The 10974-nt window shown below is 54.9% G+C and carries 11 protein-coding genes; 4 read left to right on the forward strand and 7 right to left on the reverse strand.

What is annotated here, in order from left to right; translation table 11 throughout:
* Positions 1-185: 185 nt before the first annotated feature.
* The 7 genes from IT527_RS04760 to IT527_RS04790 all read right to left on the reverse strand — a co-directional run bounded on the left by IT527_RS04760 (position 186) and on the right by IT527_RS04790 (position 8324).
* On the reverse strand, positions 186-647 hold the full coding sequence (locus tag IT527_RS04760; RefSeq protein WP_292967222.1) for a flagellar protein FlgN: 462 nt from the start codon (positions 645-647) through the stop codon (positions 186-188).
* Positions 648-654: 7 nt separating this feature from the next.
* Positions 655-951 carry a flagellar biosynthesis anti-sigma factor FlgM gene (gene flgM / locus IT527_RS04765; RefSeq protein ID WP_292967224.1) on the reverse strand — a complete coding sequence of 99 codons (297 nt, stop codon included), beginning with the start codon at positions 949-951 and terminating at the stop codon, positions 655-657.
* A 212-nt stretch (positions 952-1163) separates the two neighbouring features.
* Positions 1164-2345 (reverse strand): NAD(P)/FAD-dependent oxidoreductase, encoded by a 1182-nt coding sequence (locus IT527_RS04770; RefSeq protein ID WP_292967226.1) that lies wholly within the window; start codon positions 2343-2345, stop codon positions 1164-1166.
* A gap of 406 nt (positions 2346-2751) precedes the next feature.
* Entirely contained in the window at positions 2752-4359 is a 1608-nt protein-coding gene (locus IT527_RS04775) for a peptide chain release factor 3 (RefSeq protein WP_292967227.1), read from the reverse strand.
* Positions 4356-6413 carry a dipeptide ABC transporter ATP-binding protein gene (locus tag IT527_RS04780; RefSeq protein ID WP_292967229.1) on the reverse strand — a complete coding sequence of 686 codons (2058 nt, stop codon included), beginning with the start codon at positions 6411-6413 and terminating at the stop codon, positions 4356-4358. Before IT527_RS04780 ends, IT527_RS04775 begins: the two co-directional genes overlap by 4 nt.
* On the reverse strand, positions 6410-7924 hold the full coding sequence (locus IT527_RS04785) for an ABC transporter permease (RefSeq protein ID WP_292967245.1): 1515 nt from the start codon (positions 7922-7924) through the stop codon (positions 6410-6412). The genes IT527_RS04780 and IT527_RS04785 overlap by 4 nt, the downstream gene beginning before the upstream one ends.
* A 244-nt stretch (positions 7925-8168) precedes the next feature.
* Entirely contained in the window at positions 8169-8324 is a 156-nt protein-coding gene (locus IT527_RS04790; RefSeq protein ID WP_292967231.1) for a hypothetical protein, read from the reverse strand.
* Between the two features lie 135 nt (positions 8325-8459).
* On the opposite strand from IT527_RS04790, the gene IT527_RS04795 reads away from it, so the two are divergent.
* The 4 genes from IT527_RS04795 to IT527_RS04810 all read left to right on the forward strand — a co-directional run bounded on the left by IT527_RS04795 (position 8460) and on the right by IT527_RS04810 (position 10955).
* Positions 8460-9584 carry a Fic family protein gene (locus IT527_RS04795; protein ID WP_292967232.1) on the forward strand — a complete coding sequence of 375 codons (1125 nt, stop codon included), beginning with the start codon at positions 8460-8462 and terminating at the stop codon, positions 9582-9584.
* 83 nt (positions 9585-9667) lie between these two features.
* Complete coding sequence (locus tag IT527_RS04800) at positions 9668-9883, forward strand: hypothetical protein (protein WP_009521679.1); 216 nt, start codon at positions 9668-9670, stop codon at positions 9881-9883.
* Between the two features lie 114 nt (positions 9884-9997).
* The gene (locus IT527_RS04805; protein WP_292967235.1) at positions 9998-10273 is read left to right on the forward strand and encodes a hypothetical protein; all 276 of its coding nucleotides are present in this window, start codon (positions 9998-10000) and stop codon (positions 10271-10273) included.
* A 451-nt stretch (positions 10274-10724) separates the two neighbouring features.
* Complete coding sequence (locus tag IT527_RS04810) at positions 10725-10955, forward strand: helix-turn-helix domain-containing protein (RefSeq protein ID WP_292967237.1); 231 nt, start codon at positions 10725-10727, stop codon at positions 10953-10955.
* The last annotated feature ends 19 nt before the right edge of the window (positions 10956-10974 follow it).

Here is a 10974-nt window from a genome sequence, read left to right on the forward strand (position 1 = left end):
TGAATTTGATCAGACTGGCACAAACCAGCTCATAACATCATCAAACAGATAGTGAAATTGCACCCGGTTAAATCTGTTGGGCAACTGCGGGACCGCGGTGTTATCGAAAAAACGGGATAAAAACCATTATTGCCGGAAAAAGGTTTCACGTGAAACCTCTTTCATAGTAAAAGAAGTTTGATCCGTCAGGTTATCTGGCCTTTGGTATCGTAGAGGGTGGTTCGCCCCGCAGCCTCATGCAGAGCATTCAATGTCTGACGTGTGTATTGCAGCCAGTTGGCAGTAATAGTTGCGTTGGCCTGATTCAGCTGTTTCGCCAGCTCAGCCAGGTCAAGCAGCTCCTCCCAGTCACGCGTGACTGTTGATTCGTTATTGTCGGCAGATGTCCAGGCTTTTATTCCTCGCGCACCTTCAGGCAAGCCGGCTTCATTCAAAACATGATTACGACGTGCATCTAATTTTGCAAACTGATCCAAAATCCGATCTTTATCAGCAACCAGCAAAGCCAGCTCATCCAGATTGCCTGAAGCAAGCAAATTCTGTTCGTTTTCAAGCAGCTCAAGAAACTGGTGAATATTCTCCAGCTCCTGCTGAAGGATACGTTCCAGCGGATCCCGGCCCCGAGTGCTCATCTGTATGACGTTCATTCCAAACCTACTGTTTGTTCCGGATCAATTCTTTCACAGTTTCAAGCAGACGATCTGCAACCACTTCCGGATTAACCCTGAAATGACCTTCACTGATAGCCTGTTTGATTTCAGCCACCTTCGCAGTATTGATGGCTTCACTGCCGACATCCAGTGCCTGGATATTCATTGAAAGCGCGCTGATGTGCACGCTGTCACTTTCTTCTGCCACACCCGGTCGGGCACTGGCAACCTTGTCCATCTTTTTCTGGGCGCTACCCGTAACAGCTTCTGTGCGCCCGGAATTTATCTGATTTATTTTCACAATTGAATTCCTTATAAAATAATCACTTACATGCATCATGCTTGTATAACGGACCACCACCCGCAAAACTTTAGACAGGATCAGAAATATTTTGTGTTGTCTCGTTGAGATCCCTGCACAGCCGATTTTCAGGCAGTGACAAATTCAAGGTATCGGTTTATTTATATCCTACCTGTAAAAAATCTTAAAAAAAACAATCATGCAGAAATCTTTTACACATACTGCCCGGCCACGTAGCCCGAGGACCAGGCCCACTGGAAGTTGAAACCACCCAGGTGGCCGGTGACATCCACCACTTCGCCGATAAAGAACAGGCCGGGTTGTTTATTTGCCTCCATTGTCTGCGATGACAATTCACGGGTATCTACTCCGCCCCGTGTCACTTCAGCCGTCCGGTAACCTTCGGTGCCAATCGGTTTGACATACCAGGCGTTGACAGCACTGGCCAGCGCTGTGAGCCGAGTATCGGATAAATTGGCCAATGGCCCGCTGTCGTTTCGTTCATCGCAAATGCTTTGAGCAAGCCGCCTGGGCAGGATTTCCGCCAGTACGTTGTTGATATGCAGCCTGGGCTGGCTTTGTTTGTACGCTCTTAAAAATGCAAGCACATCCATACCAGGTGCCAGATTGATTACAATCGGCTCTCCTTCCTCCCAATATGACGAAATTTGCAAAATGGAAGGGCCACTCAATCCCCGGTGGGTAAAAAGCAATCCTTCGGCAAAACCCTGTTTTCTGAAACGCACTTCTGCCTCAACCGAAAGTCCGCTCAGCTCTTTACAGCGCGCCAGCAATGCGCCACCAAACACTAGTGGCACCAGTGCCGCGCGTGGCGAGATCACATGCAATCCAAATTGTTTAGCAACCTCATAACCAAAACGAGTTGCACCGATCTTGGGAATCGAAAGACCACCCGTTGCGATTACCAGCGAAACACAGGTTTGCTCACCCTGGCTGGTGTTAAGCCGATAACCGCCTGCAATGATCTCGATGGTATGCACCTGCACCGGATTTTCCAGTTTCACGCCCGCTTCGCGTGCCTCCGCCAACAGCATAGCGATGATCTGTCTGGCAGAATCATCACAAAACAACTGCCCCAGCTTCTTTTCATGGAAAGTGATGTCATGCTTGCGTACCAGCGCAATAAAATCCTGTGGTGTGTAGCGTTTGAGGGCCGATTTGCAGAAATGTGGATTCTGAGAAAGGTAGCACTGGGGCCGGGTATGCAGATTGGTGAAATTGCAGCGCCCGCCGCCAGAAATGCGGATCTTCTCGGCAATTTTGGTGCTATGGTCGATCAGCCATACCCTGCGCCCACGCTTGCCCGCCTCGATCGCACACATCAACCCGGCTGCACCGGCACCGATGATGATCACATCAAAGGAATGCGTCATGATAATTAAACCGGGGTACGGTCACCCGTAAAAAGGAAGCTGAACAAGCCGAATATTCCACAAAAATCCAATTGAAATAATGGCCAAGGAAACCCGGGCAGAATAACGACCCTGATACGACAGGGCCCGATACAGCGGCGACAGGATCTATCTTGCTGTGGCTGCCGTGATTCAGGGCACACTATGCGTGACCGGCCGGACCGGAAGCCGTCCCAATCGCGTGATACTTCCCTGAAAGCGCGGGTACAGGCACACCCAATCCAAACTTACCGGAATCGGGTGCGAGCCCATGTTACCGGTCCGTGAAAAAATTACAGACAAACTTGCCATGCTGCGAGAAATGCAATGAACCCGGCCTGTGTCATATAAAACCGGTGACTCGGGGAAGCGTTCTCTGCCACGGGGATCAGCCGGCTGTCTGAAACATCAGGCCGGCATGTTCCCGCATTTTATGGAAGCGGATACCAGGCCAGTTTTCCTCAGCCACACTGATTTCAGCAGAAAATGAAGCCAGAAAAGTAGGGGCATCCACTGCGTCATAGGCAATGCGGTGAGCATTGGCATCAATAAAACGCTGCAATTCCTGCAGGTTTTCAGCAGTGACCCATCTGGCCAGCTGATATTTGGCCGGTGCAATACGTGCTTCGACACCATATTCATGCTTGAGCCGATGGGTGACAACTTCAAACTGCAATACCCCCACGGCCCCCAGCAGTAACATGCTGCCAAAGTGCGGGCGGAACACCTGAATGGCCCCTTCCTCACCCAGCTGGGCCAGCCCCAGCTTGAGCTGTTTGCTGCGTAACGGATCGGCAATTTCAACCGTCTGAAAAATCTCCGGAGCAAAAAAAGGCAGCCCGGTAAACTGCAGATGATCTCCTTCAGTCAGGGTATCGGCCAGCTGCAGTGTCCCGTGGTTGGGTATGCCGATAATATCGCCGGCGTAAGCGGTTTCCAGCAGCTCACGCCGCTGTGAAAGAAAGGAAACAACCGTGCTGGTCCGCACATCTTTGCCGCTGCGCACCACCTTGAGATTCATGCCGCGTTTGAATTCACCCGAACAGATCCGTACAAAAGCAATGCGATCCCGATGAGCCGGATTCATATTGGCCTGAATCTTGAACACCACACCGGAAAATTTCTTTTCACCAGGCTGAATTTCACGCTGGATGGCTTTACGTGATCCGGGCGGGGGTGCCAGTTCAACCAGTGTATCGAGCACTTCCTGTACACCAAAGTTATTGATGGCGGAACCGAAAAATACCGGAGTCTGCTGCCCCGCCAGAAATGCTGTCTGATCAAACTCAGGTGCGGCACCGGTAATCAGGTCGATTTCCTGACGCGCCCGTTCAAGATTGGCTCCAAAGCGTTTTGAAACTGCCGGATCTTCCAGATCAGTAATAGTTTCGGTTTCTTCCTGATCAATACGATCCATCCCGGGACGAAAAACACGCATCAGCTGGTGGCGCAAATCATATACACCATGAAACAATTTACCGGAACCGACAGGCCAGGTGAACGGAATCGTATCCATTCCCAGTGTGCGTTCGATTTCATCAATCAGATCGAGCGGCTCACGCACTTCCCGGTCCAGTTTGTTGACAAAAGTGATGATCGGGGTATTGCGGGCGCGACATACCTGCAGCAAACGCAAGGTCTGCGATTCCACGCCATTGGCTGCATCGATAACCATGAGCGCCGCATCGACAGCGGTCAGTACCCGGTAGGTATCTTCGGAAAAATCCTGGTGGCCGGGGGTGTCCAGCAGATTGATCACACAATCCTGATACTCCATCTGCATGACAGAGCTGGCCACAGAAATACCGCGCTGCTTTTCAATTTCCATCCAGTCAGAAGTCGCGTGGCGACTGGCTTTGCGCGCCTTGACACTTCCAGCAATATGAATGGCACCGGCAAACAGCAGCAACTTTTCCGTGAGTGTGGTTTTACCCGCATCCGGGTGAGAAATAATGGCAAACGTCCGACGACGCTTAACTTCCTGGTCAATCGTCATTGAGAATCCTGGGGCTCCTGAGAAATTGAATGATAAAGATGACAATGTGCCGTATGGCTGGTACTGAACCGGCTGGCTGCCGGGTAAACTTCACGGCAGACTGGCATGACATACGGGCAGCGCGGATGAAAATGGCAGCCTTGCGGCACGTTGGCAGGTGAGGGAGGTTCGCCCTGTAACCGCATAATTTCACGCCGGCTGCCTGGCTCATGCACGGGCACCGCAGACAACAGTGCCCGGGTATACGGATGTCTGGGGTCATCCAGCACCTCCTCAGTGCGCCCGCTTTCCACAATTCTGCCCAGGTACATAACCGCCACTTCATCTGCAAGATAATCCACGACGGCTATATTGTGGGTGATCAGCAGATAAGCAAGCCTTCGCTCCTGTTGCAGGGTTTTCAGCAGATTAAGTATCTGGGCCTGTACTGAGACATCCAGTGCACTGGTCGGTTCATCACAGATCAAAAGCCGGGGATTGACCGCCAGTGCCCGTGCAATGGCAATCCGCTGGCGCTGGCCACCGGAAAATTCGTGCGGGTAACGCCATTTGGCTTCTGCCGGCAGCCCCACCTGCTGCAGCAGGGTATCGATAGCATGCTGCCTTTTTTCATCGGCGGCGATTTTATCCGAATTCGAGCCAAGTGCCTGCATTCCTTCTTCGATAATTTCAACAATACGCATACGCGGATTAAGAGATGAATACGGATCCTGAAAAATGATCTGAAATTCAGCACGTTTTTGCTGCAGCTGTTTGCGGCCCAGTCCGCGTAACGCCTGATTCTGCAGGCGGATGCTGCCGGATGTGATGGAAATAAGCTGCATAATGCCCTTGCCTGCCGTAGTTTTGCCGCAGCCGGATTCGCCCACCAATGCCAGCGTTTTGCCACTGCCAATTTGCAGTGATACACCATCAACCGCTTTGATATAGCCTGCCACCCGTTTGAACAACCCCTTATATATCGGAAAATGTACCTTCAGATCATCCACTTGCAAAAGCGGTTCACCCTGATCCGGATCGGAGGTGTTGGCACCGGCTGGCGGGTTATCCGGCAGAAGCTGCGCAGTGCTGGAGAATAAGGGGGGAGGATTATCCGGATAAAGGTGGCAGCGAACATGGTGTTGCGGTGTGATCGCCACCCAGGGTGGCGCCACCTGATGGCATTTTTCCCATGCATGATCACAGCGGCCGGCAAAACGGCAGCCGGTAAACGTTTGAGAAAGTGCCGGCACATTGCCCTGAATAACGACCAGCCCGTTATTGCGTTTCTTCCTTGTCGGCAAGGCCGCAAACAATTTGCGGGAATAAGGGTGTGCCGGCGCCTGGAAAAAATTTTGCCGGTCGGCCGTTTCGATAATTTCTCCCGCATACATTACGGCAACGCGATGCGCCATTTCTGCCACCACGCCCAAATCATGGGTAATCAGCAGAACGGCCATTTTTTTCTGTTGCTGCAGATTACGCATGAGATCCAGCACCTGCGCCTGAATCGTTACATCCAGTGCCGTGGTGGGTTCATCTGCAATAAGAAGCTCCGGTGTTCCCGCCAGCGCCATCGCAATCATGACACGCTGTTTCATCCCGCCTGAGAACTGGAACGGATATTCAGCCATACGCCGGGCAGGATCTGGAATACCCACCTGGCGCAGCAGTTCCAGAACACGTGCCTGTAGCGCTGTGCCACGCAAATGTGCGTGCTGCAGCAATACCTCTTCAATCTGTGCACCGGTGGTCATCACCGGATTCAGACTCAGCATCGGCTCCTGAAAAATCATCCCGATACGGTTGCCGCGCACCTTGCGCATGGCATATTCCGGCAGAGTCAGCAGCTCATCTCCGTTCAGACGGATACTGCCGTGTGTGATCTCTCCGGCATCCGGCAGCAGACGCATGATCGAAAGTGCGGTAATAGATTTTCCACTGCCGGACTCTCCCAGTAAAGCAAAGGTCTCACCCGGATGGACGGCAAGCGATAACCCGTCCACAGCCCGTACCGGTTGCCGGCCGGAATGCAGCAGCACCCGGAGATCAGTAATTTCAAGCAGTGCCGTCATGTACCAGAAGGCTTTCTGTCAGAAGACAGTGTATTTGCCGCTTCCTTCGCAGCTTTCGTATCAGCGTGATCTTTGAGAAATCCGCCTGAATCACCAGTTGCTATCCGGTTTCGCGGATTGAATGCATCTTGTACCGCATCGGAAAAAAGATTGGCGCTCAGTACCAGCGTAAACATGAAAGTGAACGAGGCAAATAACGTCCACCAGACCATAGGCTCTCGCGCCATCTCCAGCCGGGAAGCATTGATCATTGTCCCAAAGCTGATGGTTGAGGGATCCACTCCCACGCCGACATAGGAAAGTACCGCTTCGGCCAGCACCAGGCTGCTGAAATCCATGACCGTCGTAATCAGCACAATATGAATCACGTTTGGCAGAATATGGCGGGTGATGACACGCCAGCGGGATACGCCGAAGGCATGTGCCGCCTGGATATATTCCATTTCCCGCAGCTTCAGGGTTTCTCCGCGCAGCAGTCTGCACAGCCCTGTCCAGCTGGTGATCCCCAAGATGATGCAAAGAAACAGCAGACGCAGATCAGCACGCGCAGCGGCGGTATCAAGCATATCCGCATGGGTCTCAATATAGACCTGCATCATCAGCACTGCCGCCGCAATCAGTAATACGCTGGGGATGGAACTGAGCGTGGTGTAGATATACTGGATGATGTCGTCCACCCAGCCGCGAAAATAGCCTGCAGCAATTCCCAGCAGCAAGGCAAACGGCAGCACGATCAGCGTTGTCAGCGTGCCGATAACGAGACCAGTCCGGATACTTTTAAGCGCCAGATACAGGACATCCTGTCCAACCTTGTCTGTTCCCAGCACATGATAATGCGTGGCCAGCGCTGCAATCGCCCCGCACGCGGCCAGTATGAACGCCAGCGTTATCAGGATGGCACGCCACGGTATTGCAGTTGCTCCGCGCCATATTGCAGTTTGCACAGGGAGAAATGCAATATGGTACCGGCGAGCCTCTATACTGCCTAAACCGGCCACCAGCCCGGCCCAGACCAGCAATCCCGCACAAATACCGGAAACAGATCGCCATAAAACATCCCGGGCCAGCTCTGTTTCCGGATGATGCAAATGCGCACCGCCATGGACCAGGCGGGCAAAATCCCTGATCTGCTTACCATCAGGCGTCGTAATCGTTTCCCTGGCGTAAAGACAGGCCGACAACGGGGCAGAATAGGTTTTTTCCGTTTGTGTACGTAACGGTGCCGCCAGCAGATCCAGCAGGCTCAATACCTCCGTGCTATATGCCTGTTTTTCACCACCCTGCACTGATTGCTCCAGACGCGGGCGAAAATGAACCGTATCCAGCAATCCGATCAGGATGAAACACAACAGAACCGTCAGCGCGGACATGCCACTGGCGCTATGCGCAACGTTGCGCCACGAAGCCAGTACATGCCCGTGCCGCCCGGCATAAATTGCGAAAGCAATGCCTGCAGCCAGCAGCAGATAAATCAGCGCATCTGTCCAGAGTATGACGGGCTCAAAAGGCATCGCAGTCAAAGTAAAAATCCTGATGGTAACAGACAGTATTGTAGTGCAATAACCGGCGGCCCCTGAAAAACACATTGGCCCATTAAGCTTTTGCCGCAAACCATCTTGTCATGGCGCCGGTTTGTATATTTTCACAAACGGGCCGATACGAAAGAAATTCACCTGACCTGAACAATCTCAGGCAGGAAAAAAGGCCTGGAGAGGATCCGGGCCCTCGCGGCTGATGGTGCAGGCGTAACCAGAATCAAACAACTATTGAAAGTGTGGACTCGAAGCGCTGCGGGCTGCGGCGAATCGGATCGAAAAGCCTGCCGGATTGTAGACCTGCAAGCAGGTTTTCCAGCCATACCTGTCGCCGGGAACGGGCATCAAACCCGTCTGCGATTGGATGCCAGTTCAATTCCCAAATCTGGAATCGAACCCGCGTCCGTTGCCACAACCAATAACACACCCATTTAGACCCATTCTTGGGCACGGCGATCCGCCTTGCGGCGAATGACTTGCGCATGCGGAGATTGCAGACGATAATCTCCGCATGAATGGCGGCGATTACAAATACATTTGGCAGGCCAGCGACTGGCCGGCTTGGCGCTTCGATCTGGCGGCGCTGGCCGGGCCCATGGCTGAGGTCAGTCGCGCGCAGGGACTCCTAATGGGCCGTATGACCGACGTAGGTATGGCCCTGCGCGATCAGGCCAGCCTCGCGGCGCTTACCGAAGACGTGGTCAAGACCAGCGAGATCGAGGGTGAGCAGCTCAATGTCGAATCCGTGCGATCCTCCATCGCGCGCAGGTTGGGCGTGGATATCGGCGCGCTCGCGCCGGTCGATCGCCACGTCGAGGGCGTGGTCGAGATGGTGCTCGACGCCACAGCCAACTGTCAGGCACCGGTGTCGCGTGAGCGCCTGTTCGGCTGGCATGCCGCACTGTTTCCTACCGGCTACTCGGGGCTCTCCAAGATCAAGGTCGGCGGCTGGCGCGACGATGCCACCGGCCCGATGCAGGTAGTGTCCGGCCCCATTGGCCGGCAGCGTGTGCATTTCGAGGCGCCGCCAGCTGACCGTTTGGAAGCCGAAACCGGCCGCTTCCTCGACTGGTTGAATAGCACATCGAACGAACCGCCGCTGCTCAAGGCTAGCCTTTGTCATTTGTGGTTCGTCACCTTGCACCCGTTTGACGACGGCAATGGCCGTATCGCCCGGGCTATCGGCGACTTGCTGCTGGCACGCGCTGACGGCAGCCCGCAGCGCTTCTACAGTTTATCGGCACAGATCCAGCGCGAACGCAAGGCCTACTACGACATCCTGGAGCGGACGCAGAAGCGGTCGATGGACGTCACCGAGTGGCTCATGTGGTTTCTCGATGCCCTACATCGCGCCGTCGACCAGGCCCAGCACACGCTCGATGCCGTGCTGGCCAAGGCTCGGTTCTGGCAGCGCTGGGCGACCACACCACTCAACGAGCGACAGGTGAAGTCGCTGAACAAGCTGCTCGACGGCTTCGAAGGCAAGCTCACCAGCAGTAAGTGGGCGGCCATTGCCAAATGCTCGTCGGACACGGCACTGCGCGACATCAACGACTTGCTTGCGCGGGGCGTGCTGCGCAAATCCGATGCAGGCGGGCGCAGCACCAGCTACGAGCTGAACGATCTGCCCGAGTAGCGGCGTTTCCTGGAATTGCCTTGGCTCGCGGACGGAACAGCGCCTTCATGGACTCCTGCCAACTCATTCGGAAGGAGACCAAGATGGACGTCGTCCACCTCAACCAAAAACAACTGGCCGCCCGCTGGAACATCAGCGAGGCCACCCTGGAACGCTGGCGCAGCGTTGGGATCGGACCCAAATTTCTGAAGCTCTGTGGCCGGGTGGCTTACCGCCAGGTCGACATCGAGGCCTACGAGGAGTCGTGCTTGCAGATATCAACCAGCCAGTCGGTCGCGGAGCATGCCCAGTCCAGCTGAATTCATCAGCCAATGGCTCGACGCACAGCCAGAGGGGGCTTTGATCAGAAGTCTGGATCTGCGGTGCATGGTCAGTGGTAATCAGGCGTCGCGGGAGCTGGCTCGCTTGGCAAGGTGCGGACCCTCAATCTCGGCAAGCAAGTCATCGAGATCCGCCGTGTGCCCAAGTGGATGCTGGTGCTGGACGACAGCCTCGCCGGCGATATCGTCAGAGCCCTTGAATGGCTCGGCCCGGACCTCGCTGAACACGCGGTTGGCAAGTTGGCCGGGCGTATCGGGCCGGGCCACTGGAACAACGTGCTCGAAACCGGAACGCACCTGCCGCCGTGGATGGTGGAGGCAATCCAGAACGGCGTTCCCACATCGGCGCTTGTTTCTATTCGTCGGTAGATATCGACAAGTACCGACGTTTTGCAACGTGGCGGCACCGGCGGCCGTTTGGACGAGCCAGATTTCCAGCCCATTGAACGTCCGCAGTCCGCAAGCGCGGACCGCTCGAGCAGTTTGTTGAAAATCAACGGCCTGGCATCGGGCCGTGCGGGCGGGTGAGGGTTCCTGCGGGTTCGTGCGGAAAGATTCGAACTCCTGCGGGGTCTGGGTGGAACGCGGAACCGAACCCGCGTCCGTAATCCGAGCCAGAGAGTAACGCCCTGCCCTTGAGGGTGCGGATTCGATGATTTGGCCATGTCGAGATCGGCCGCCAATGCGCGGCAGATCCTCGCGCGCCCTTCCCCCAAGACACTTGAACTGCGAGCGCGGCCTCGACTGGTCGGCGTCGCAGTTCTATGGGAGAATCTGCAAGACTTGGCAATCGAAATTCAATGTCTGCATAGGAACAGCAATGGCAGAGCCTGATGGCGACATCCTGACCTTGGACGAGGTCGCGGCCTATCTGAAGGCGGGCAAGCGCACGATTTATCGGCTCGCGGCGAGCGGGGATATCCCTGCGTTCAAGCTCGGCGGGACGTGGCGGTTCTCGCGCAGCGACATCGAAAGCTGGATCAAGCAGCAATCGGCGGGCAGTCCCGAACGCGCCGCGAGCAAGGCATCGAACAAGGGGGATCGGAAGTAATGCTTGGACTGACGCTACG

Source organism: Nitrosomonas sp., from assembly GCF_020852615.1.
Classification (GTDB): domain Bacteria; phylum Pseudomonadota; class Gammaproteobacteria; order Burkholderiales; family Nitrosomonadaceae; genus Nitrosomonas.

Excerpts from the sequence above, each read along its gene's own strand:
- IT527_RS04760 (WP_292967222.1), bottom strand. The coding sequence starts at position 647 with ATGAACGTCATACAGATGAGCACTCGGGGCCGGGATCCGCTGGAACGT.
- IT527_RS04770 (WP_292967226.1), bottom strand. The coding sequence starts at position 2,345 with ATGACGCATTCCTTTGATGTGATCATCATCGGTGCCGGTGCAGCCGGG.
- IT527_RS04775 (WP_292967227.1), bottom strand. The coding sequence starts at position 4,359 with ATGACGATTGACCAGGAAGTTAAGCGTCGTCGGACGTTTGCCATTATT.
- IT527_RS04780 (WP_292967229.1), bottom strand. The coding sequence starts at position 6,413 with ATGACGGCACTGCTTGAAATTACTGATCTCCGGGTGCTGCTGCATTCC.
- IT527_RS04785 (WP_292967245.1), bottom strand. The coding sequence starts at position 7,924 with ATGCCTTTTGAGCCCGTCATACTCTGGACAGATGCGCTGATTTATCTG.
- IT527_RS04795 (WP_292967232.1), top strand. The coding sequence starts at position 8,460 with ATGAATGGCGGCGATTACAAATACATTTGGCAGGCCAGCGACTGGCCG.
- IT527_RS04800 (WP_009521679.1), top strand. The coding sequence starts at position 9,668 with ATGGACGTCGTCCACCTCAACCAAAAACAACTGGCCGCCCGCTGGAAC.
- IT527_RS04810 (WP_292967237.1), top strand. The coding sequence starts at position 10,725 with ATGGCAGAGCCTGATGGCGACATCCTGACCTTGGACGAGGTCGCGGCC.